Consider the following 22,713-nt stretch of genomic DNA (forward strand, 5'->3'; position numbering starts at 1 on the left):
TTTCCATTCCTGCAACCGGGCCGCCCTACCCCATTCCCCCGTGACAAGGTAGGTGCAGCGTTAATTAATACCTCTGTTATGGAACACCGATGGATGGGGTGGGCCGCGCTTTCTGGCGGGTTAGCCGCCCTAACCCTGGGCTGGGCTCAGCTCCAGGCTCAGCCCCCTGCCCCCGCTGCCCCTCCCGCCAACCATTTAGCTCAAGAGCCTCCTGTAGCCCCCACCGTGAATCAAGACCTAACCCAGGCCCATATCGATTTTGGCTTTGCCCTGTTTGACCAGCTGCGTCAGGAAACCCCCAACGACAACGTGCTGGTATCGCCTACCAGCGTAGCCCTGGCCCTGGCAATGGCCTATAACGGCGCGAGCGGCGAAACCCAGGCAGCGATCGCCAACACGCTCAAGATTCAGGGTTTAGACATCGACCAAATCAACGCAGGCAACCAGGCCCTAACCCAGTATTTAACCCAGCTCGACCCTGAGGTAGCGCTTGAAATCGCCAATTCTCTCTGGGTCAATCAGGAGCTACCAGTGCGAGCCGACTACATTGAGCGGATGCAGGCCACCTACAGTGCGGAGGTGGCCGCTCTCGACTTCAGCCAGCCTAGCGCCGCCGATCGCATTAACAACTGGGTCAAAGCCCAAACCCGCGATCGCATTCCCACCATCGTTGACCAGCTGAGCGCCGATCAGCTGCTGGTGCTGGTCAATGCCATCTACTTCAAAGGAGCCTGGAGCGAAGCCTTTGACCCCGCCCAAACCCGCGATCGCCCCTTCACCCTGACCAACGGCGAGACCATTCGGCATCCCTTGATGGCCCAAAACGGCGACTATCGGTATCTAGAAACCGACCAGTTTCAAGCGGTCAGTCTGCCCTACGGAAACGCCTCGCTTAGTCTGGAGGTAATTTTGCCCGCCCCCGACACCGACCTGGCCGAGTTTTCTACCCAGCTCACCGCCGAAAATTGGCAGAGCTGGATGAGCCAGATGCGATCGCGCCCCGGCGAAATTCAGCTGCCCAAATTTCAGTTTGAATACGAAGCCGATCTGATCCCAGCCCTAGAAACCCTAGGCATGGGCATCGCCTTCGAACTCGGCCAGGCCAACTTTTCGAACCTGACCGAGCTAGAAGCTTTTATTAACCAGGTGCGCCACAAAACCTTTATTGAAGTCAACGAAGAGGGCACCGAAGCCACCGCCAGCACCGCGATCGGCATCATGCCCACCTCCGCTGCTCTACCGCCCGATCCCCCCTTTGAAATGGTGGTCGAACGGCCTTTCATAGCAGCCATCCGCGATCGCAACACGGGCACGCTGCTGTTTATTGGAGCGATCGTCGATCCGCGTTAGGGGGTGGATGGGTAGGCGGGTAGGCGGGTAGGCGGGTAGATGGGTAAGCGGGTGGATGAGGCAAAAGAGATCCTGATCTCCCATCCACGCATCCACGCATCCACACATCCACTCTCCCACCCGCCTACTCTCCTACTCTCCCACTCTCCCACCCTCCTACTCCCCCCTCCCCCGCTGCTCTAGCAACCGCTGCCACTCGGCGTTAATCTTGTCCCTCTGGGCCACTTCCTGATCGGTCAGATCACTCTCGGTGGTGTAGGCCAGGTTATCGGTACCCAGCACCGTCTGACCGGTGAGGGTTTCAGCAAAGGCGAGCTTTTCGCGCTGATCGGCGGTAGGCTGGTTGAGTTCTGCGGCCCGCTGCTCGCGCTCGGCATTGCGAGCCTCAATGCGCCGGTTTTGCCACTGCACCCAGAAGTAGCGCACTAGGGGAATGCCCAGGAAGGCTGCGCCATAGCCCAGCAGCACCCAGTAGAGCGAGTTTGCCAGGGCCACAACGCCACCCAGTTGATACACCAGAGCCTGATCTCGCAGCATGCTGCCCAGCACCAGTGCCCCAATTAGGTTGGCCCCGCCCAGGCCGACTGCGGCCATAATTTGACCCGAGCTAGCCTGGCTAAATCGGCGGGGAATTTCACGTAAAAATTGGGGTGGCCGCAGGCGGCGACGCTCGTTGGCGGTCACCTGCAACTCTGGGAACTGATAGGCAATACCGCCCTGGGGGCTAACCTGGGGTACCCCATTAAAGCGGCTCAGCACCGGCACCATAAAGTCTTCGAGATCGCGATCCCAGCCTTTGCCCAGATCATCTAGGAAAGGAACGATTTGCTCGGCGACCACGGCCCCACCATTGGCTTGAATTACCTGAGCAATGCTCTGCCAGCGGCGATCGTCGAGGTCGGCATTGGGGTCGCCATCGCCAAATAAGAAGGAGAATATCGCCTCCAAAAAGTTCATCTCCTCTTGAGTGCGAGGCTGGCGATGACGGCGAGCACTGGGAGGTTCAAAGCTGCGAAACATTCTGGGGCCAAACCATATCCGGGGCAGAAATATCATGCCGCCGCCGCCACGGTTGCGGTTGTCGTTTTGCTGGCCTGCACTACTGGCTGCGATCGCCAGCAGGGTAATCGCCACCACAATCAGCACCAGCGACAAAATCAGCAGAATGCCAAAGGAAATGCGGATCAGGTAAAACAAGACCCGCCACACTTTCTCCCAGGCTGCCTGCCACCGCAGCCGCCAGGATTTGCTCCACAAAATTGCCTGAATATTTTTGGGGAAGACGTAGGCGATCTCGCCCGACTCGGCCACCTGGAGGTGAGCCTGCACCTCAGAGGCCAGGGCTAAAACCCCCTGCTGTGCCTCCATCAGGGGCATACCGGCTTCAGCGGCCACATCCCCCACGGTCACTCGATAGCCCAAACGTTCTACCGCTTGGGTAATTGTCTTTGTCTGCGCCACTACTTGCGCCATAAGCAAACGAACCCCCTGGGTTCTAACGACCGCACAACCACCCGTTGCATCTACAACCAGTATAGAAAGCGCGACCCTGAATCACAGGGGGCAGTTAACCGTACTAAGGTAAAGTAGGGAGTAGTGCCATGGCACCTACACCTGGCCCTTCCCTAACACCTGGTCACGGATGGCGGCAATGTCGCCCAGCAGCTCTTGCCGGTTGGAGGCTTTGAGCAGGTAGCGATAGAGGAACCAGCCGCTGTAGATCAGCCCGATCAGCTCGAAGGTGGGGGCCAGCAGCGGGAAGTCGTTAATGGCATCAAGCAGAGCCAGCACCAGCTTGACCGCAATAATGGCGGCAATAATCAAACCCACCGTCACAATGGGCCGACGGTAGCGCTTAAAAAACACAGATACATAGTCTGGCAGGTCGCCCAGTAGCCCAGACACCTTATCCCACACGATCTGAACCTGGCGGGTGGCCTCCTCCCCCAAGCTATCAGTGGTGGATTCTGACGTGTCTACGTCAATTACCGGATCGGGCACCGGCGTTACGGGCTCTGTAAATGCAGTATCCGATTGATAGTCATTCATGACGGCTTATCCCAGGGGCTTAGTTAAGGTCTATTAGCATACCGAGCCCAGTTAAGGAAACGTAGCTTCCTATAGACATAACTCCACGTCTAAATGGGCTCGGAGTCAAACTCGAGATAAGGATACACCCAATTCTCACTGAGCGTATTGAATTTTAGGAGTGTTATAGACCAAAATCGGACGATTTTCATTTTTTTTGCCCTGGTCAGGTGCACAGGCAATGCCCTTGGGACAGCCTATTCACCTGAGAACCCCTCTAGAGAATCTAAATACTTGTAAAGCTGTTTGCGATCGACTACAAAACCAGGATCGAGCCTGTCGGGCTGGCCCTGTCGCCGAGATGGGGTTGACCACCGAATAAAACCGCCCTGGCGGCGATCGCCAGCCCGGCCAGAGCGATCGTTAGAATGTTGTGGTGCCATGGATGTCGTTGACGCTCTCACTTCGGCCCCATTACTATGGCATATCCCATCGATCCCAGGGGGGGACTAGCCCTATCGAAACGGTTTACGGAAATCTAAAGGGTCTCAAACCCAGCCAGCTCAAGCAGCTGCAGCGTCTTTACCACCAGAGGCTGCCGGGCGATTGCGTGGTCACCCCCGAGTTTGCCCAGCGCCTTGCAGCGGTCAGCACCGACATCGACAGCCCCCTGTGCGCCTACATCAATCGGCGCGGCCAGGTAATTCGAGTCGGAGTGGGCACGCTTAGGCAAACCCAAATTCCGCCCTCAGAGCTGCCGCGCTACGGGGCCGAGCGCCTCAGCGGCATTCGCTGCGTGGCCACTCAGTTTGAGCTCGACCCACCCAGCGATGCGATTCTCACGGCCATGGCCCTGCAGCGGCTCGACGTGCTGGCGGTGCTGGCGCTGACGGGCACCGGCTTTACCCGCCGCGGCGGCGGCGCGACCGGCTACATTCAAAGTGCTTACCTGGCCCACCTGGTGCCGCACCCCGAGCAGCGCTGGCTGGTGTCTGAGCCCATTGATCTAGACGCTCTGGCCCAGCAGGACTTTCTTGCCCTGGCCGAAGGGCTAGAGGCTGAGTTTAGCCGCGCCTTTACCGCCCTACAGGTCGAAGACACACGCGATCGCGTGCTGGTTGTAGGCCTCTTCACCCAAGACCAGAGCGACGACCACTTTCACACCCGCCTCGAGGAGCTAGAGCGCCTGGTCGACAGCGCTGGCGGTGAAGTGCTAGAAACCCTCTACCAAAAGCGCCCCCGCCCCCATCCCCAGACCGTACTGGGAGCTGGTAAGGTGCAGGAAGTCGCCCTGGCCGCCCAAACCGTAGGGGCCAACCTGATCGTGTTCGATCGCGATCTGTCGCCCATGCAGGTGCGCAACCTGGAAGACATGGTGGGCCTGCGCGTCGTCGATCGCACCGAACTCATTCTCGATATCTTTGCCCAGCGAGCCAAGAGCGGGGCCGGTAAGCTGCAGGTAGAGCTAGCCCAGCTAGAGTACCAAATGCCCCGGCTCAAAGGACGCGGCCAGGCCATGTCGCGACTGGGGGGCGGCATTGGCACCCGTGGTCCCGGTGAAACCAAGCTAGAGACCGAGCGCCGAGCCATTCAGCGACGAATCAACAAACTACAGCAGGAAGTCAACCAGCTCCAGGCCCATCGCGCCCGCCTGCGCCACCGCCGCCAGGACGACAACCTGCCCTCGATCGCCGTGGTGGGCTACACCAACGCGGGCAAGTCAACCCTGGTTAACACCCTGACCAACTCTGAGGTCTACGCCGCCGACCAGCTGTTTGCCACCCTCGATCCCACCACCCGTCGCCTGGCCATTACCGACCCCGATACAAATGAAACCACCCAGCTAGTCGTCACCGACACCGTGGGCTTTATCGAAGAGCTGCCCGCCTCGCTGATGGATGCCTTTCGCGCCACCCTCGAAGAAGTGACCGAGGCCGATGCCCTGCTCCACGTGGTCGATGTGTCGCACCCGGCCTGGCAAGACCAGATCCACTGGGTGATGCGCATTCTCAAAGAAATGCCAATTGTGCCGGGGCCAATGCTGCTGGTGTTTAACAAGGCCGACCGGGTTAGCAGCGAAACCCTGGCGATCGCCCAGGACGAGTACCCCAACGCCCTGTTTATCTCTGCCACCGAGCGCATGGGCCTAGAGACGCTGCGATCGCGATTGCTGCAGCTGATCGACTACGCCGTCACGGTTTAAACTACTGGTCCCTTAAATCTAAACGAAGCGCTCACGGTAGACCAAAGTATTACCGTGGGCCAAGAAACAAATCCACTCTGGTAGAGCGTCTACAATGCCGGGAAATATCACCAGGTCAATTGCGATCGCGGGAGAGAGTTAACGGGTGCCTGATCAACCCATCAAGCGCAACATGCGCCGCTACGAGCAAGACTGGTTTAAGCTGCTGTTTAGCGTGCGGGGGTCGGTGATCCCGGCGGTGATGCCCCGAGTACTGCTGTGCGCCGTCTTTTCGGTAGGCATCCTGCTGCTCTACAGTCGGGACTGGCCGGTGGCGTCACCGATCTTAGGGTCGCTGGTGCCCAGTCTGGTGCTGGGTCTGCTGCTAGTGTTCCGCACCAACACCTCCTACGAGCGGTTTTGGGAAGGTCGCAAGCTGTGGGGCAGCGTGGTGAATTTGACCCGCAACCTGGCCCGGCAGATGTGGGTGGCGATCGAAACGCCCCAGCCTGGAGACTACGAGGCCAAAATGGCAGTCGTGCGCCAGTTACCCGCCTTTGCGATCGCCATGAAGCTGCACCTGCGCGGCGAAGCCCCCGACGCCGAACTGGCCAGTCTGCTCACCGTCGACCAATTCGCCAAACTGCGGCAGATGAATAACCCGCCCCTGGAAATCGCCTTCTGGGTGGCCGACTACCTGCAAACCCAGCAGTGCCGGGGCACCCTCAACCCCTACCAGCTCACCTACTGCCTAGAGACGCTAGATGACCTGGTGGATGCCCTGGGCGGCTGCGAGCGCATTCTCAAAACGCCTATGCCGGTGGCCTACAGCATTCACCTGAAGCAGCTGCTGATGCTGTACTGTCTGGCCCTGCCCTTTCAAATGGTGGATTCGGTGGGCTGGGGTACGCCCCTGCTGGTGGGGCTGATCAGCTTTGCGGTGTTTGGCATCGAGGAGATCGGCATTGAGATCGAAAACCCCTTCGGCCACGACGCCAATGACCTGCCGCTGGATGCGATCTGCCGCACCATGCAGCAAAATATTGAGGATTTGATTTCGCTGGTGCCGGGAGCAGGGCGATCGCCCACCAAGGCCGGTCTTTGACCATCGCGTAGCATCCCCTTTGGGGAATCGTCTCAAGCCTAGCTACTGGAGACTCGGTAAAGCGATCGCAAGCACTGTAAACCTAGGGTTGTACTAAGCTAAACCCGAAGAGGTTACGCCGTTTTTCTCATCTTTTTGGTGCTGCGTCCAGCAATTTTACCTTTCGCGCCTCCCGCCACACGGCTCAGACTAAGCAGCCCAATACCTACTACAGCAAAGTTACTGGTACTGGCAATACCAGATCGCGTAATGGTGTTTTTGGCATTTTGTCGCAGGGTTTCTGCCTGAGTGTCAATTGCCCTGAGGGCGTTGGCAAAGTCGTCTTCGGTGGCATTGGCGGCAATCTCAGGGTTAGAGCGGCTTTGCTCAACCTGGGTTTGTAGCTGTGTGGCTTGACTGCCAATGTTGTTTACGGCTTGAGAATGTAGGGAGAAGCTCTCGCGTACTACAAAAAGACAAATAAGTAGGAACAGGGAACCCAAGGCTAAGGTAACGTAGCTCAGGGTTTTGCGCAGATTCTGATTGTCCCAGGCGCTATAGATCAGCAGAGCAATGCCAATCAGCAACACAATACTGCGATCGCCCATCTGCTGCAGCAGCCCCACCCGCCAGGCCGTACCCGACCCCAGTGGAAAGGTGAGGGCTGTCATATCGACAATAAAGCCAAACACACAGGTCAGACCGACCACACGGGCGATCGCCTGACCGCTGAGAGAGGGGGAAGAGAGCGGATTTGAGGCACCAACCATAGGTAAAACTCCAGATCTATAAAATGCTTAGGGCTAGGGTGAAGAGAGCACGCACCACCAGAGCCAGGCTCACTTCAACCTTTTTCAAGGAGTGAGGACAATTTCCGCCAGGTTTATTCCAACTTCACTGGATGTTTAAGGTTAGCAACGCTGAATCTAAAAAGGCTCCTGCTGCTCAGCAGGAGCCTTTGGAGCATCTATACCAATTTCTTTCAGTGATGGCTACCTATTGCTAGCTTCGACTCCGCTCAGCCAGCATCCTATGAGCGGAGCCGAAGGGGTCATCAGTGGCATTATCACAAAGAACTGGTATTAGAAGTTGATCACCAATATGACCCTAGGAGGCCTGTTCCTCATCGGTTCGGCGCTTGCGCAAGGCTGCTACCCCCATGCCAATTAGCCCCGGCAGTAAGGCTGGGGTAGGAATAGGCTGATAACCATACTGAAGATGATCAACTTCCCAATCGATGCTGTTAGGCATAGAGATTTCGAAATAAGAAATACCCCCCAAGTCTTTAACGCCAAAGAAGCGATCTTCAGCGGTTTGGCCACCAAATAGCCCATCACCGAGGTTAGTTCCGGTAATTTGGGCCAGCAGTTGATTACTTGCACCAAAGGCTCTGAAGACGACGTCGCCGAACCCATCGAGACCCGAAGTAACAAATCCAACATCTGTCCAGACAATGCCAACGTGGGTGGGTAGCTTACCAAGTACCGAGGTATCAAAGGTAAATCGAAGAGTGTTACTTCCATTGGAATAGAGGCTGTGACCATCATTTCCGTTACCATTCAAACCACCGGCGTCACCATCCACAGAATCTGTCAGAGGGGCAGGAGATAGAACATTCGCTGATCCAGGAGTCAAGGTTACTCCTGGGGTGTCTAATCTTCCATCTTCAAAGTCTTCGAGATGAAAATACCCGCCGCTAAAGTTAACCCCTGAAAAAGGACTATCGCTGGCCCGAACATAGGGGCTAGGGCCAAACGTGGCCGCGTTGGCGGAAGGAGCCTGAATGACCATTGCAGCCCCTGCGATCGCAGCCGCAATACCAAGAGATGTCTTGCTAAAAATGTGTTTTTGCATTGCTAGTGTGCAACTCCTAGAAAAGAACAGCGGTAGACTATCCCTGAGTTGCCGTCTAAGCATGATTGCTAAACTATCTAATTAGGTAAATGACCTGGGAATTTCAGAGGACTACAACCGCGTTGCAGTCCTCATTTTAAGTGTAGCTGAGCGGCAGTAAAGTTAAGAGTTTTGGTGTGTCAGTAGGTGTAAGAAGAGGATGAAGTTTACACCTACTGCTTTGCCCAAACTACTTTAGGCAAAGTAGTTAGTCACCGTTAAACTCCCAGCCGTAGAGTCGCTCCCGACCATGCGTATGCCTGTTACTTCAGCCACCAGGTCGGTGTCTCTAGAAAAGGCAGCGGTACCGTTATTGACCGATAGGAATGTACGAGTTCCCCAGCGGAAAAATACTGCCTGATTTGCCGCCATAACCTGCGCTCCACTGGCTGCTTGATCTTTATCTTGGTAGGCGGCCAGAGCGGCCTGCTCCAGGGTGGCACCAGCTTTTAGACCAGCATTAAATAGACCCGATGGTCGCTCAGAGGTGAGCAGGTTGTTGTCGTAGTCAAGCTGAATGCGATCGCCCTGGGTGGCATCAAACCCGACAATGCGGTCGAGCGCTGCCAGGGATGACTGGCTAAAGGCCTCGGCCTGCGATCGCCCTGTATAAACGATGCGATCGGCCCCGGCACCGCTAGTTAGGGTATCGGCCCCGCCCAGCCCTAGCAGAGTGTCGTTGCCGTCGCCGCCCGAGAGGCTATCGTTGGCTGAAGTGCCTAAAAGCACGTCGTTGCCGCTGCCGCCGGTCGTTGGTAAACCGCCGCGCTCAAAGGCTCCCACATCGGGCAGAGAGTCACGGGTAAACTGGCGCTGGTCTTGGGTGGGCACGCCCGTGCCTTTTACCCCAGTATTGATGGCTGGGCTGCCTGCTAGCAGCGGATGCACCAGATCGTCGCCAATTTTCATCAGCGGACCCAGCAGGGGATCGACAATGCGACTATTGGTGGCTACGCGCGGGCCAGAATTTACCGGCGCTGGAAACTCAATGTTGCCACCGCCATCGCGAGGGGTGTAGCCGACTTGGTTCTGCCTCGCATCAACCGCTCTGTTAAAAGCAACAATCGAATTGCGCAGGGTAATTGAGTCTTTATTGCCGCCGTTCATCCACAGCGCCCCGTTGGCGCGTCCAGCAAAGTTGTTGACAATGGTGGAATTGGTGATGTTGACCGGTGTTGAAGCACCAGTGTTGATGAACATGGCCCCACCAGCATCCTGGTTAACCCGATTACTTGAAAAAGTGCTGTTGGTAATATCTACCGGCAAACTGGTCTGCACCCACAGCCCGCCTCCCTGAGTTTGGGCGACGTTGTTGGCCACCGCTACGTTGCGGAGTATGACGCTGCCGCCATTGACTTCAAGTCCACCCCCTCGTCCCCGGCTATAGGTTCCCGGAGTCACGGTATTGCCTACCAGCGTGCTATCTTCTACCCGCAGTTTGTCAGGCCCATAACTCCAAATATATAGAGCACCGCCGCCATCAGTAGACTTGTTGCCTTCAAACCAGCTATTGGCAATGTAAATTGTGCCGCCCTGGGTAGTGCCAGCGCCGCCTGGGCCAGCACCATCGGAGAAAATTGCTCCGCCCTCTCGCTTAGAAGTATTGTTCAAAAACGTAGAGTTTTTGACCGTCAAAGGGCTCGATATGTTATAAATCGCTCCACCAACATACCCTTTGTTATTGGTAAATTGTGAGTTTTCAACGACGAGGAAACCTAGTCCGCCAGCTCCTCCAGCACTGTTGGTAGAAATAGCGCCACCGCTTTTGCCGTTGTTGGTTAGGGTGCCATCATTGCTGTCAAATACGCTGTTCCGAATAGTGACCTGGGCTCCAGCACCTACCTGTAGCGCCCCGCCTCGGTCCGCCTTGTTATTTTTAAGCAAGGTGTCAACCAGCGTGATGCCGACAAAGTTGGCACCGTTAATGGCACCGCCCATACCCGGAACTTGAGCGCCCTGGCCGTTGCCGTTGACTAAAGTCAACCCTTTGAAGGTCGCCTGCACAGGTGACTGAGAATTGCCCACCTGAAAGATGCGGCTGCGGTTGTTGCCGCTAAGGGTCAGGTTAGACACCCCGCTGCCGTCGATGGTAATATTGCGGCCCAGAAAAATCTCGCCGCTGGTGAGGTTGATGGTTTTGTTGGCCAGGGTTGTGGCAAATTTAATCACGCTACCAGCGGGGGCGGCGGCAATGGCGGCCCGTAGCGAACCGGGGCCACTGTCGGCGGTGCTGGTAATTGTGACAGTATTAAGGCTGCCACCATAGCTACCCTGGGCCTCAGCACTAAATACTGAAGTTGCCTCTACTGTGCCCGCAAACACCTCAAACTCCCAGTCGCCACCGCTGCCGGTAATGTCGTCAGAGGCCGCTACATCGGTCTGAGTCCACTGGCTTAAACGATCGACAAAGTTGTGGCCGCCGAGGCCGAATCCTACGTTACAGCCGTAGAGCAGAAGATCAGCCCCACTGTTGAGCGATCGCCCCCACTGGCTGAGCTGCGAGCCATAGCTGTCGAGGGTGTTGGTGTTAAGCGCCGTCGCCCCCAAGGTCAGCCCACCCGCTTCGCCGTGGGAGAGCAGATGGATGCTATCTAGGCCAGAGCGCGATCGCAGCGCTTCGGTAATTTGGTCAATACCATCCTGAGCCGAGTCGAGAAACACCACATCAAGGCCAGGGTTGAGGCCTTTGAGCAGGGTATCGGCATCGGCGATTGAGTCATCTACAAAAACAATGCCTTTAATCAGGCTAGGAACACTTTGAGTTTGAGTCGTCATTTTTTCTCCAACCTACAGGGAATAAATGCCGTCTCCATGCCTTTACTAGAGCCTTAGACTGCGATCTAAGGCTCGTACATTTAATGTGTCTCCGTTGTCAGGGGTGTGATGACTCGCGTGGCTACAATTCAAAGCTTTAGGTAAGGATCAGCTAGTAGCAACTAGCTGGATCCATAGAGACAAATTAATGTTAGCAAAAGGCAAAGACGGCAAACAAAACTGATAGGTAAATGCCCTGAGGTAATGCACGATTGAGGATGTGATTTAACGATGTACCTTTACAATTACTCACGTCTCCCCAACCACCTTACACTAACTTTATAAATTCTCATTGCCTTCCGTATACTTACTCAGCACTTTCCACAAACGGTTACTTGCAGACGTACAAAATACCACCTAGACTTTGCCAGAGATCAATGCTAGTTAAACCTAAGTTAAAAAAAGCGCTATCCCAGCTATGAGATAGCGCTCTCAACAATCAATCAACCAAAAGTTAAAAGATGCTCTTAAGCAACTTCGCCTTCTTCCTGCTGACGCTTACGCAGGGCTGCTACACCCAAACCAAACAATCCAGGCAATAATGCTGGAGTTGGGACTACGCCAACATTTCCTACGCCGCTGGCTCCGGTAACTGTTGTGCCACCAAAATTACCATTGATGCTTTGGTATCGAGCGTAGAAATTGCTCAGGGTAAATTGTGATACTCCCGGGCTAGTAAAAGCAAGGGTTGGGGAAAAGGTAAGTGAACCACCCAATAACACACCACCGTTGCCGTTATTGCAGTTGTTGATTTGACTGCCCGGAGTTTTAAAGCAGACATCTACATCCCCAAAATTTTGAGGTGTATTACCACTTGCGACAGCGATAGGAGCTGAGGCAGTTCTCGTGCCACCTAAGCTAAAGCTACCTTGGCCATTCGGAGTATCAACATTGAAGCCAAGCACAGAGAGTCTAGCAGCTGTAACATCGCCACTCGAGTTATTATCTACCGTAATGTCAAAATCGGCAGAAGATCCATTAAATGCAGTCAGGACAAAAGTTGCTACTGCCTGCAATCCATCAGTAGAAAATGGGTTGGGTGTTAAAGCATTGCTGCCAACATTGCCACCTCTAAAGAAGACCTTAAATTCCTGGCCAATGCTAGAAGCATCAAAGGTTACCGTATTGTCTACGGTATTAAAGGTTATTGCCTGAGCGGGCTGAGAGGCGAAGGATCCAGCGGCCATTAGAGCACCGGCGGCTAGAGCAGAAACAGACAATCGATTCAGTTTTGTGGTCATAGTCCTTAGCAAAAGAGGGATTTAGGTGAATGAGTTTGAAGATCAAGTCTAGGGCTAGAGGCTCTAGATATTGATATGTTAGGTGGCAAAAAACTTAAGCAATCTCGGTTAGCAAAAGCAACTCAACCGTGAACCAAATGCACTTAAATTTCTCACAACCTGGTAGTGCCCCTCGTTTATAGAACCAGTGGTTCGCAAGTGTGGTAGTAACTTAATTGGTAGTGAACCAGCTTGAGATCAAACTCAAAATCTCAGTAACCCTTCAACACTTAGTATAGAATGATATACGTGCAAATACTAGTCCTAACTGTAGTTTTTACAATAACTCTATACAGGCGGCTTTGAGGAAAAAGCTAGGTGCTTTAATACAACAATAAAAGCATTTAACAATTTGATGCATCAAAGCATCGGTTTTTTTGGCGATATTCAGATAAGTGAAGTGCGCCTCAAATTGGGAAGCTAGGGAAACTAGCAAATTTGAGCAATTGGTCTATCTCTCATTCAGACGAAAGCCGCTACAGTACAACTGCAAAGGGGAGAAACCAAGCGCAATGTTTTTTTGAATTCACCATTAATTCATCAAGTCCACAGCCTCGACCAGTAGAGAGCTATGCTTTTAGTTCTTTTTTGGATTTTTCAATCATCGCCATCATGGCGTAGTAATACACAGTGAGCAGTAAACCCACAAAAATTTGCCCGCCCCAAAAGCCGTGCCAAAAATTAAACCACCACTCGCCCCAGTACACGTGAGCAATGGTGACCAGCATCAGTCGGGGAATATTAAAAATCAGCGAAATAATGACTGCAATAAAGATTAACAGCGCCATCTGTCGGGGCTTTTGTTTGTAGAGAATGCCCATAATAAAGCCAGTCGCGGCGATTGATAGGGCCATATCAAGGCCATTGCAGCCCCAGCCCACCTCAACCGCCCCTTCGGGAAAAGTAATGTAGACCCCATCTTGCACTGCCGGAAACCCGACCGCGCGCATGGCGGCACTGCTAATCTCAGCCATTTTGACTTCAAGAAATTTGTAAGGGGCAAAAAAGTCCCACAAAAAACGCGAGACAAAGCCAATGCGCGGGTAGGTAGTCAGGCCAATTAAAAATGTTGGCACGATAAAGCGGGTGAAAAAGCTAGCCCCCCAGGTGCTACAGGCAATGCCCGCCAAAATTGTCAGCCACAAAAAGGCCTGGGACCAGAGGGCAAAACGGCAAAATGGAAACAGCACCGCTGCACAGACGATCAGCAGGTGGCCCAGCAGGCGATCTTCCCCAGAGGCCGAGAGCTTTTGCAGCACCGTGCGGCGATTCCACAGTTCGGCGGCGGCCACCCCCAGCATGCACAGCACCAAAAACCAGCCTACTTTGCCTCGCAGCGCCCTGGGCAACAAGTAGCCCAGCCAGGCTGGCAGGTAAACTAGCCCGACCGTTAGCCCCAGCAGCACAAAGCGCCCGTGAGTGTCTTTGGCCAGGGTGGCTACCCAGCCCTGGATAGTTTGCAGGTGAGGCTTAAGATTTAGGGTGGGGGCTGCCATAGTTCTTAAAGATGAACATACAGGGCAATTCGCAAAGCATTCGGGAATCGGCGGAGAACGAGCAGTGCTCGTTCCACAGTTGCCAAGTGCCCCTAGAGGCTGTGTTTGAGGCCAAATCGCCCCAACGCCATTAGCCCAACGCCAACGACTACTTGGGTACTCAACATTGACATCATTGACTTGGTCGTCTGACCGCGGGCGTTTTCGAGCAGGGCTTGGGCTTGAGTTTCGACCTGTACCAAAGCTTCTTCAATGCGCTCGGGGGTAACCTCGGCGGGCAGGTTGGGGTTATCTTGAGCGGTCAGTAGCTGAGAGCGAATTTCAGTAGCTTCGCTTTCGATGTTGCGCACGGCCTGATTTTGGAGCACCAGCCCATCGCGAATTACAATCACCCCAGACAACGTAAACAAGATACCGACGACCAGGCACACCAAAGCCAGCAAACGGGCCAGAGCAGGCCGTTCCAAACTGCTATGGACCAACATAGCCAGGCCTAGAAAAAACAAGATGCCACGTCCGCTGACCTGCTGCGTAAACCCAATTCGCCACTCCAGGGCCATTGGGTCAAGGGGAACAGCGCTTGCCAGCAGGTTCGCGACAAAGCCCGCCACACAAGCCAGGCCAATAACTAGAAAAATGGTGCTGGCCGACGGAGTCTGCGATCGCGATGGAGTAACTAGGGGGGACTGAGGAAAGCTAGTCATAGTTATCGTTAAAGTTAAAACTAATTGATATAAACCTTTAGGAGTTAAAGCGCACCTTGAGCCAGAAGGCGACCGCTCTGAGTTCACTTTTCTAGCCCGACCAGGTTCAACCGGATAATTTTGCTCCGGGCTGGCGCAAAACATCAAACTTTTATCGGCTTTTACCAGCTTTGAGTAGAACCCTTAGAAAGCTGCCCTTAGTTGAGGTAGGGATTGACTCCAGCCCAACGCATCGCAGGAGCATCCGCAGTGGGGCGGGGGTTAAGCTCATGCCACCGCAGCCCCAGCAGCACCGCAATGGTCAACATAAAGCCGGGCTCTTCCATAGTGGTGAAGATAAATCCGTTGACGAGCACGTTCAGCAGCAAAAACCGCGATAGGTCATCCAGGCATACGCGAGTCCACAGCAGCCACCACAGGCCCACATAGACCCCCAGCCCTAGAAAGCCCAAGTCTCCCCAAATACCGGCAAACCCCCAAAAGGGGGAGAAAAAACTGGAGTCGAGGTAGCTGTTGTTCCAGTAGTTCCAAATTGACTCTACTACTGGATGGCGAGTCGCACCCAGTGGGTTAAGCAAGCTGCTGTAATCGCGAATCATCCAGCCGCCAATACGGCCTACGGTGTGTCCTGGCCCCAAGCCCAAAAACCAGTTGAGTAGCGAGGTGTAGTGCTCGGGAATAGTGCGCAGCGGAAACAGCTTTTGTACAGTAGCATCGCCGTTAGGGCCATAAATCTCAGGCCGAATCCAGGTGCGAAATGTGCGCAGATACTCAATCTCAATGTTATAGACACACCAATAAAAGCTGTAGATGACTACAGTTGCCAACACCGTATACTTAATTGTCTTTTGAATGTCTGCCGTGCGGCTAACAATCAGCACGACCCAGGCTATGGCTCCCACTAATAGTACCTGCTTGGCATCAGCAACTAATACCTCGAATAAGCCAGCGCCCAATACAAAGGTTCGCAGCGCGAATCCAGCTTCTTTGGCCGTCACATAGTAGAAAATGCTGTACATAAAAGCTACAGTTGCACCGACCACGTGCCCACCGCTGGATAGATAAAAAACTCCCTGGATGTTGTCATCCAGCGTCATGCGGCTGTGGGATAGGAGGCCAGTGTGAAGGCCAACGAATTGGCCCAAAGCCAGCACCAAGTGCAGCAGTCCAAAGCCCAACACCCAGCGCCGAAACTGCACCAGCTTTTCAGCCGTGAAGGGAATGCTAATGATCGCAGCCAGCACCAAAAACGGCTCCGACTGAATCATAAAATTCAGAAAAATATTCACCGCCCCAGCCCGGTTCAGCAGCGCGCTGGCAGTGCTAACCGCAAAATAGAGGTACAGACCAATCAAGATCGCTCGCATTAGCTGTCGCTGCTGCTGGCTGACGTTGCGGCTGCGCAGGTACACCAACAGGCAGAGAATGGGCACCACCATAAAGTGCACAAAGTTGATCGGTGACGGTGCCCCTATCGACTCTAAAATGCGGGGAAAAAAGGCCGTGGCAAAGGCGATCAAAATTAGCCTTGAGCTGGAGATAAACCCCTTTTGTTGAGTGGTTTTATAGGCACTGAGGGGAAGAACATTCATCGCGATCGCTGGCTATACTTCGCTTTGTCGTAGATGTCGGCAATGTAGGCGTAGTTTTGGGTGGCGGTGTAGCGCTCCAGGTAAGTTTGGCGAGCGGCGTGGCGCATGGCAAAGCGCTGGGTAGGGTGCTCGAGCATCTGCTGTACCTGCTGGGCCAGGCTTTGGGGGTTACCCGGTTCAAAGTGCAGGCCCGTTTTGCCGGTTTCGACGAGTTCGGCGATCGCACCAATTTTTGCCGCTATCACTGGGGTTCCCTTCGCAAAGGCCTCCACCGCTACCCGACCAAAGGTCTCATACCACTTAGACGGAAAGATCAAAAAGCTGGCCTCTCCCATCAGGCGGTGAACGTCGTCCATAGGGCGGCGACCCAGCCACTCGATGGCGGGCAGGGCCTTGGCAGCGTCTTTTACCAGGTCTGCCAGGGGGCCGTCGCCAACAATTTTGAGCGGATAGGGCACAGGCAGCTGCTTCCAGGCATCGATCAAAGTATCGAGCCCCTTCTCGACCGACAGCCGCCCGACGTATAGAGCAAAACCGCCCGCGCCGCTGCCCAATCCAGGATCGGGGTCAATGAAATTGGGTTTGACGATAATTTGGTCTGCAGATAAGCCCCCTTCTACCAGCTTTTGTTTCGCAAACTGCGTCAGAGTAACAAACAGGTTCACCTGCTGATCCCATGTTTTGAACAGGCGGTGAGTACTAATCATCGCTGTCACCATCGCCGTGGCCGGGCGGCTCTGGCGATAACACTTGTGGACGATACCTGCGTAGGGCACCGCCTGCCCCACGCAGTCTTCGCACACCTGACCGTCGCGAAAAAACAGCCCGTTGGGGCAGATCAGACGGTAGTTTCGCAGGGTTTGCACCACCGGCACCCCCTCGGCCTGGGCCGCATAGTATACCGAGGGCGAAATCAGAGGAAAAAAGTTTTGCACATGGACGATGTCATAGGGCTGCGATCGCAGCCTGCTTCGCACCTCTCGGTAGGCCGTCTGTGACCACAGGGTTTTAGCCGCCAGCCTCAGAGGGCTGTAGCTGGGAATGTCATCGTTAGTGGCGGTATAGCGATCGACCTGGTGGCCGTGGTTCTCGAGCAGGCGCTCCTCAGCCGCGCAAGACTCATCTTCGCCGCCGCGAATTTGATAGGCATTGTGAATACTTAGGATGCGCATGGGACCACCTCCCGACAGAGGGCAGCGTACTGCTGGCCGAGTTCTTGGCCCCGAGCCTGCCAGGAAAAATGCTGCTGCACGCGGCGCTGTCCCGCCGCCCCCATCTGAGCCAGCAGGGCGGGGTTGGCGGCCAGTTTTTCCATCGCTGCGGCCAGTTCTTGAATGGTCGGCTCGGGGGCCTGGGCAGGAATTTTAAAGCCGGTTTCGGCGGTCACCTGCACGCTGGGGCCGCCCAGATCGAGGCAGATAACTGGGCGGCCCGCCGCCATGGCCTCCAGGCAGACCCAGCCCCCGGAGTCGTGCAGGCTAGCGTGCACCAGGGCATGGCACTGACCCAGCTGGTGTAGAGTTTCGGCTCGGGGCAAACGGCCCCAAAACTTAACCCGCTCGGCAATGTCCAGCTGCTCTGCCAGGGCTTGCAAGTTGGCGCGCTCTGGCCCGTCGCCTACAATCCAGTACTCGGCGTCGGGGGGTAGCTGCGCGGCAGCAAAGGCGCGCAGGCCCAGGTGTAGCCCCTTCCAGTGCAGCAGACGGGCCATACTAATGAAGCGCACCGGAGCCGGGGCCGGGGCCGGGCACTGGGCCAGCCGCTCGATTTCGTCAGCCGACAGGCCTGACTCGGACTCAATCTGAAGATTACTAGCCCCCAGAGGCCTTAAGCGGCGCGCGGTATCGGGGGTGGTAGCCTTGACCAGAGCGCTGCGGCGGGCCGTCATAGCGGTAAAGGGGTCAAGCTCGCCGACTCGGTGTACCAAGCTGCGCAGCACCTCGTAGACCTGTCCACGGCGGCTAAAGTCACCCCAAAAGGATTTGGGGGCCATTTCGCCACCGCCCACCGGCCCCCAGACAAAAGGCACCGGCAGCAGGGCCAAAAAGCTGGGAGTGGAGTAGCGCACGTAGGTGACGTGGTGAATCACGTCAATATCCACAGACTTGAGCAGGGTTTTGGCGGCATAGTAGGCCCCTATCTGCCAACCGTAATAGTGGGGCACCTGAGCCGGGGGCAGCCAACGCAGCGGTGGCGGGGGGTCGCAGTAGAGAAAGGTGAGGGTGGGCACCGGAACCTGGGCCAGCTCGGCCTCGATCGCATCGCGATTGCTGCGGCGGGTCAGCACCCACACTTGGTGGTGCTTGGCGAGTTCCTGCACGAGATGCCAGCCCACGCCCGGCTCAGAACCCATATGAGGCTGGCAGGCGTAGGCTGAAATTAATATATTTAGCGGTTTCATAGCGGTTAGCCCCGATTGAGCAGGGTTTCATAGATGGCAGCAACGCGATCGCCGTGGGCGGTCCAGGTAAACAACCGAGCCCGCTCGCACCCCGCCTTGACCAGGCGAGCATAGGCCTCGGGCTGCTCATAGAGCTGGTGCAGGGCAGCAGCAATCGCGCCAATATCCTGGGGCGGCACCCGTAACCCGGCATCGCCCACCACTTCGGGCAGAGCAGTGGCATTGGCTACCACCACTGGAGTACCACAGGCCATCGCCTCTAGGGGAGTGATACCAAAGCCCTCGTATAGAGAGGGGGCTACCAGCACATCGGCGGCGTTGTACAGCGCCACCAGCTCGGCTTGATCAGGTTTACCGACGTAGGTGACACAATCCGTAAGGTTTTGCTGCTGCACGTAGTTTTTTTGCGCGGCGGTCAGGTCGGCCCCAGCTTTGAGTAAATAGGCAGGCACCCCTTGCTGACGCAGCAGCGCCAGAGCCTGGAGCACGGCAACTACGTTCTTGCGTGGATGATTAGAGCCCACATTGAGCAGACAGAAGCGATCGCGTCCCAGCCCGTAGCGCGATCGCGCCGCCGCCGCCTGCTCTGTAGACAGGGGGCGAAAAGCCGGGTCAACGCCGTTGTGGGCCGTAGTGACCCGCGCCGGTTCGACCCCAAAGGTGGCCATCACATCCTTGGCGGTGTGGTCAGACACCGTGACAATGTGGTCAGCCTGGGCTATGCCGCGCACCGCGTAGCGCCACAGCCCGGTACTCAGCCAGGGCAGCTTGGCCTGAACGCTAATATTTTCGGGTTGAATGTAGTTGATCAGGTCGTGGCAGGTGACCACAACCGGGTGGGGGGTACGCCCCAGGGCGTAACACAGGTGGCCGTCGCTGTGGTCAACTACGTGGAACAGGTCAATGCCCTGCTGCCGCGCCACCTGACGCGGCAGCAGCCCGTAGCGCCGAACATACTTAAGCAGCCCCCCCAAGGCCGAGCCCTGAAACTCTTTAAAGGCCGGGGTAATTTCTACAATCTCCCAGGCGGGGCGAGCCTGGCGTAGCCCTGCCACCAGACCATTGGCATAGACATCCATGCTAAAAGATGCGCCGGGGGCTCGGCGCACGACAGCAACGCGCATGGGTTAACCCTCGACCTGAGGCTGAGCGGCAACGTGGGCCGCCAGACTGGGCACCGGCTGCGGTACAGCGTCAGAAATCGCCGCATCGGGCCGCAGCTGCCGAAAGGTGGTAAGAAAGGCACGTAGCTCGCAGTCTAAATCCTGCCCGGCAAACACCTCCTGCGATCGCTGGCTGTAGCGCTGGCGGGTGTTGACGTCGGTCAGAGTCATTATGGCTTCGGTCAGGGCGGCGCGATCGCCAGAGGGGTAGACCAGCCCGTTGTAGCGGTGCTGCACCGTGTCGCGGTAACCCCAGTTGCCGCAGCGATCGCTCAAGATTGGCGGTGTGCCCGCTGCCATGGCCTCAGAAATAACCAGGGGGTGCGGGTCGCTCAGCGATGTTGAAACAAACACATCCAGCGCGGCGTAGTAGAGGGGCAGCTTGCTCTGGTTGACAAAGCCCACGTTCACCACCTCGCCGTTGAGGGTGGCTAGGCGCTGGTTAATCGCGTCTGTAAGTTCGCCGCCGCCAATCATAATGCCGCGCACACGAGGGTCCTGCCGATGGGCCTCGACCACTGCCTCTATAAACTCAAAGGGGTTTTTGCGCTCAATGTACTTGCCGCAAAAGCCGTAGAGAATGGTGCTGTCGTCCCAGCTTAGGGTCTGGCGCAGGCGCAAAATCTCCGGCTGGTTTTGGGCCATGGTGGTCTCCCAGCGATCGCGGTCGACCGGGTAGCAGCCCCGCACCACAATCTTCGGGTTGACGCCGTAGTGGCGCAGGTAAATCTCGTTGTGGTCGCCGCTGCTAATCCAGCGATCGGCCAGGCCATACATCCACGGATACAGCAGCGCCTTAGCCAAACGACGGCTGCCCGACTGATCGCTGTCGGTAATAATCGTGGCGTCATTCTGCATAATGACCGGAATGCCCCGCAGCTTGCATAGCGCCACCGTCAGTCGGTACGACAAAGTATAAAAGCTGGGCAAAAACACCGCATCCACATTGGCTTTAGTCAGGCGGTTAACCAGAGCTGGGGTCAGCAACCCCTTGGTGGTGGCGGTAGCGGTTTTTCCCGTCCAAGTTTTGAGAAACTCGTGGGGGTAGCCGCTGAGCAAATCCACATCCCAGGGTTCGCTGCTGCCCAAGGCGCGATCGCCCCCCGACTGGTTTTCATTGCACAGGTAAAATACCTGTACCTCTACCCCTGGCTGCTGATGCAGCTGCCGCCACAGAGGGGCATGGTGCTGAGTTGGGTGGGTGAAGACCACCCCTAACCGAAATGATTTAGTCATGGTTTTTACTACTTTAGGAATTAATAATAGAGTTCACTCTTTAGGCTCTATGAGGCTGCCCCGTCTTCAGCAGTGCTAACCGCCACCGGCTTAGATCGATTGACCAGTGCTTTGAGTCGCCCCAGTATTTGGGCGATCGCCTTGGGGCGATATTGAGGAGCAAACAGCCAGACAATCATTGGTTTGGCCAGGGATTGCGGAGCCAGCCCCACCCAAACAAACCACACACTAAAAATGATTCGTTTTTGCCAGTTAAAACCCGAATACAGCCACAGCGATCGCAATCCTTGGTAGGTAAGCCACAGAGAGGTATCAGAGGGTACCGGATGCTGCTTGGGGTCAAACCGCAGTGAGGCCAGCCGCGACCAGGCCCGGCCAAAAAAGCGCATGTAGAGGTCGTCGGGCACAGCGTAGCCCAGCTCGCGGCCACGCTGCTGAATTAGTTCACAGCGTTGCAGGTCGTGGCGGATAAAGCGGCGAAAGCGATCGCCCGTTACCTCACTCAGTGCCCACTGGTTGCTGGTGTGAATGCGGTAGGCCCCCAGAGGTGTTTCCACTGAACCAACCTTGCCGTAGAGAGGCATTAGTACCGAGAGGTAGTCATCGGCGGTAGTGTAAAACTCAGGCGGAATGGGCATTACCTTAGCCAGGGCCTGGCGACTGAGGGCGTTGCCGCTGGTAGGCACCCCGGTGTAGGTGCCGCTACTAATTACATAGGGGGCTACATTGCCCTGACTGAGCTTGCCACCACCAGGATAGGAAAACCCTCGTGGGTTGCCCTCTGAATCAATCACGTCTAGACGGTAGTGAAGCTTAGCCAAATCGGGTTGCCAAGCGGCCACCACCTGCTCCACAGCATTGGGGTACAGGTAATCGTCCGCATCTAGAAAAATAATAATGCTGCCGTTGCTATGGGCAAACCCGTTGTTAAGTGCTGCTCCCTGTTTGCTGTTTTCCTGCAAAATCGCTGTGATGCGATCGCCGTATCGGGCAATAATCTGGCGCGAAGCATCAGTTGAACCATCGTCTACAACAATGATTTCGGTATGGGGATAGCTTTGCGCTAAAGCGCTCTCGATCGCTTTAGCCAAGAAGTGTTCATAGTTATAGTTATTTATAATTATACTTACCAGCAAAACAGCATTCATAGGTCTAAACTTTCCTTGTAGAGTCTAAATTAACGACTTTCAAAAGCTTTACAACTATGCTTTAATATCCAAAATCATCTACTCTACGTATTCTTTCCTCGATCAGCCAGAGACAGTGCTCACGGTTCTCAAGGAGTCTATTACGCTCTTTAAGCTGTTACGATTTAAATTGCTTGACCCCATACAGAAAGGTGAGACAAGCAAATAGTGAAAGGCTTCAGATTTTTCTCCTTTTTGAAAAAATGTTGCTTAAAAGTCACATATATACGTGGTGCATTTGATAAAGGCAGCAATAGTTAGCCTTGAGAAGCAACGGATAGTAAAAGTTAATCATTTGAGGGG

Annotated in this window: 18 protein-coding genes; 3 read left to right on the plus strand and 15 right to left on the minus strand. The window is 55.4% G+C overall.

The features are described 5' to 3' along the window. Positions 1–78 precede the first annotated feature (78 nt). Positions 79–1,350 carry a serpin family protein gene (locus tag IQ265_RS02660; protein WP_228037524.1) on the plus strand — a complete coding sequence of 424 codons (1,272 nt, stop codon included), beginning with the start codon at positions 79–81 and terminating at the stop codon, positions 1,348–1,350. A gap of 156 nt (positions 1,351–1,506) precedes the next feature. Here the strand turns inward: IQ265_RS02660 and IQ265_RS02665 are convergent, their stop codons facing one another. The 3 genes from IQ265_RS02665 to IQ265_RS02675 all read right to left on the minus strand — a co-directional run bounded on the left by IQ265_RS02665 (position 1,507) and on the right by IQ265_RS02675 (position 3,821). Beyond that, positions 1,507–2,823 carry a hypothetical protein gene (locus tag IQ265_RS02665; protein ID WP_194050662.1) on the minus strand — a complete coding sequence of 439 codons (1,317 nt, stop codon included), beginning with the start codon at positions 2,821–2,823 and terminating at the stop codon, positions 1,507–1,509. 135 nt (positions 2,824–2,958) lie between these two features. After that, on the minus strand, positions 2,959–3,399 hold the full coding sequence (locus IQ265_RS02670; RefSeq protein WP_194050663.1) for a CAAD domain-containing protein: 441 nt from the start codon (positions 3,397–3,399) through the stop codon (positions 2,959–2,961). A gap of 236 nt (positions 3,400–3,635) precedes the next feature. Next, entirely contained in the window at positions 3,636–3,821 is a 186-nt protein-coding gene (locus IQ265_RS02675; RefSeq protein ID WP_194050664.1) for a hypothetical protein, read from the minus strand. Positions 3,822–3,823: 2 nt separating this feature from the next. Here IQ265_RS02675 and hflX point away from each other — a divergent pair, with 2 nt between their 5' ends. Together hflX and IQ265_RS02685 are read left to right on the plus strand one after the other, a co-directional pair. Continuing rightward, positions 3,824–5,581 (plus strand): GTPase HflX, encoded by a 1,758-nt coding sequence (gene hflX / locus IQ265_RS02680; protein ID WP_278002705.1) that lies wholly within the window; start codon positions 3,824–3,826, stop codon positions 5,579–5,581. Positions 5,582–5,753: 172 nt separating this feature from the next. Continuing rightward, positions 5,754–6,665: a bestrophin family ion channel gene (locus IQ265_RS02685; RefSeq protein WP_194051088.1), complete on the plus strand. Its 912-nt coding sequence runs from the start codon at positions 5,754–5,756 to the stop codon at positions 6,663–6,665. 113 nt (positions 6,666–6,778) lie between these two features. Here IQ265_RS02685 and IQ265_RS02690 read toward each other — a convergent pair whose 3' ends face one another. From IQ265_RS02690 to IQ265_RS02745, 12 genes are all read right to left on the minus strand, one after another. Continuing rightward, entirely contained in the window at positions 6,779–7,414 is a 636-nt protein-coding gene (locus tag IQ265_RS02690) for an HpsJ family protein (protein WP_194050665.1), read from the minus strand. Positions 7,415–7,751: 337 nt separating this feature from the next. After that, the gene (locus IQ265_RS02695) at positions 7,752–8,498 is read right to left on the minus strand and encodes a PTPA-CTERM sorting domain-containing protein (protein ID WP_194050666.1); all 747 of its coding nucleotides are present in this window, start codon (positions 8,496–8,498) and stop codon (positions 7,752–7,754) included. Between the two features lie 234 nt (positions 8,499–8,732). Next, complete coding sequence (locus IQ265_RS29250; protein ID WP_194050667.1) at positions 8,733–11,312, minus strand: DUF4347 domain-containing protein; 2,580 nt, start codon at positions 11,310–11,312, stop codon at positions 8,733–8,735. Between the two features lie 506 nt (positions 11,313–11,818). Then, the gene (locus IQ265_RS02705) at positions 11,819–12,592 is read right to left on the minus strand and encodes a cistern family PEP-CTERM protein (RefSeq protein WP_194050668.1); all 774 of its coding nucleotides are present in this window, start codon (positions 12,590–12,592) and stop codon (positions 11,819–11,821) included. Positions 12,593–13,200: 608 nt separating this feature from the next. After that, positions 13,201–14,127, minus strand: a complete 927-nt coding sequence (gene crtC, locus IQ265_RS02710; RefSeq protein ID WP_194050669.1) for a cyanoexosortase C — start codon at positions 14,125–14,127, stop codon at positions 13,201–13,203. A gap of 92 nt (positions 14,128–14,219) precedes the next feature. Beyond that, positions 14,220–14,831 carry a hypothetical protein gene (locus IQ265_RS02715; RefSeq protein ID WP_194050670.1) on the minus strand — a complete coding sequence of 204 codons (612 nt, stop codon included), beginning with the start codon at positions 14,829–14,831 and terminating at the stop codon, positions 14,220–14,222. A 197-nt stretch (positions 14,832–15,028) separates the two neighbouring features. Further along, a complete protein-coding gene (locus IQ265_RS02720) occupies positions 15,029–16,423 on the minus strand; it encodes a hypothetical protein (RefSeq protein ID WP_194050671.1) in 1,395 nt (464 codons plus the stop codon). Further along, positions 16,420–17,595 carry a glycosyltransferase gene (locus tag IQ265_RS02725; protein ID WP_194050672.1) on the minus strand — a complete coding sequence of 392 codons (1,176 nt, stop codon included), beginning with the start codon at positions 17,593–17,595 and terminating at the stop codon, positions 16,420–16,422. The genes IQ265_RS02720 and IQ265_RS02725 overlap by 4 nt, the downstream gene beginning before the upstream one ends. Continuing rightward, positions 17,583–18,776, minus strand: coding sequence for a glycosyltransferase (locus tag IQ265_RS02730; RefSeq protein WP_228037525.1), 1,194 nt, complete (start codon positions 18,774–18,776; stop codon positions 17,583–17,585). Before IQ265_RS02730 ends, IQ265_RS02725 begins: the two co-directional genes overlap by 13 nt. 53 nt (positions 18,777–18,829) lie before the next feature. Then, entirely contained in the window at positions 18,830–19,948 is a 1,119-nt protein-coding gene (locus IQ265_RS02735; RefSeq protein ID WP_194050674.1) for a glycosyltransferase family 1 protein, read from the minus strand. 3 nt (positions 19,949–19,951) lie between these two features. After that, entirely contained in the window at positions 19,952–21,223 is a 1,272-nt protein-coding gene (locus IQ265_RS02740; RefSeq protein ID WP_194050675.1) for a glycosyltransferase family 4 protein, read from the minus strand. Positions 21,224–21,270: 47 nt separating this feature from the next. Beyond that, positions 21,271–22,371, minus strand: coding sequence for a glycosyltransferase (locus tag IQ265_RS02745; protein WP_194050676.1), 1,101 nt, complete (start codon positions 22,369–22,371; stop codon positions 21,271–21,273). Between the last annotated feature and the right edge of the window lie 342 nt (positions 22,372–22,713).

Source organism: Nodosilinea sp. LEGE 06152 (genome assembly GCF_015207525.1).
Taxonomy (GTDB): domain Bacteria; phylum Cyanobacteriota; class Cyanobacteriia; order Phormidesmidales; family Phormidesmidaceae; genus Nodosilinea.

Coding starts and splice junctions, on each gene's coding strand:
- IQ265_RS02660 (WP_228037524.1), top strand. CDS start 79: ATGGAACACCGATGGATGGGGTGGGCCGCGCTTTCTGGCGGGTTAGCC.
- IQ265_RS02705 (WP_194050668.1), bottom strand. CDS start 12,592: ATGACCACAAAACTGAATCGATTGTCTGTTTCTGCTCTAGCCGCCGGT.
- IQ265_RS02670 (WP_194050663.1), bottom strand. CDS start 3,399: ATGAATGACTATCAATCGGATACTGCATTTACAGAGCCCGTAACGCCG.
- IQ265_RS29250 (WP_194050667.1), bottom strand. CDS start 11,312: ATGACGACTCAAACTCAAAGTGTTCCTAGCCTGATTAAAGGCATTGTT.
- IQ265_RS02690 (WP_194050665.1), bottom strand. CDS start 7,414: ATGGTTGGTGCCTCAAATCCGCTCTCTTCCCCCTCTCTCAGCGGTCAG.
- IQ265_RS02685 (WP_194051088.1), top strand. CDS start 5,754: ATGCGCCGCTACGAGCAAGACTGGTTTAAGCTGCTGTTTAGCGTGCGG.
- crtC (WP_194050669.1), bottom strand. CDS start 14,127: ATGGCAGCCCCCACCCTAAATCTTAAGCCTCACCTGCAAACTATCCAG.
- IQ265_RS02740 (WP_194050675.1), bottom strand. CDS start 21,223: ATGACTAAATCATTTCGGTTAGGGGTGGTCTTCACCCACCCAACTCAG.
- IQ265_RS02665 (WP_194050662.1), bottom strand. CDS start 2,823: ATGGCGCAAGTAGTGGCGCAGACAAAGACAATTACCCAAGCGGTAGAA.
- IQ265_RS02745 (WP_194050676.1), bottom strand. CDS start 22,371: ATGAATGCTGTTTTGCTGGTAAGTATAATTATAAATAACTATAACTAT.
- IQ265_RS02735 (WP_194050674.1), bottom strand. CDS start 19,948: ATGCGCGTTGCTGTCGTGCGCCGAGCCCCCGGCGCATCTTTTAGCATG.
- IQ265_RS02675 (WP_194050664.1), bottom strand. CDS start 3,821: ATGGCACCACAACATTCTAACGATCGCTCTGGCCGGGCTGGCGATCGC.
- IQ265_RS02695 (WP_194050666.1), bottom strand. CDS start 8,498: ATGCAAAAACACATTTTTAGCAAGACATCTCTTGGTATTGCGGCTGCG.
- IQ265_RS02720 (WP_194050671.1), bottom strand. CDS start 16,423: ATGAATGTTCTTCCCCTCAGTGCCTATAAAACCACTCAACAAAAGGGG.
- hflX (WP_278002705.1), top strand. CDS start 3,824: ATGTCGTTGACGCTCTCACTTCGGCCCCATTACTATGGCATATCCCAT.
- IQ265_RS02730 (WP_228037525.1), bottom strand. CDS start 18,776: ATGGGTTCTGAGCCGGGCGTGGGCTGGCATCTCGTGCAGGAACTCGCC.
- IQ265_RS02725 (WP_194050672.1), bottom strand. CDS start 17,595: ATGCGCATCCTAAGTATTCACAATGCCTATCAAATTCGCGGCGGCGAA.
- IQ265_RS02715 (WP_194050670.1), bottom strand. CDS start 14,831: ATGACTAGCTTTCCTCAGTCCCCCCTAGTTACTCCATCGCGATCGCAG.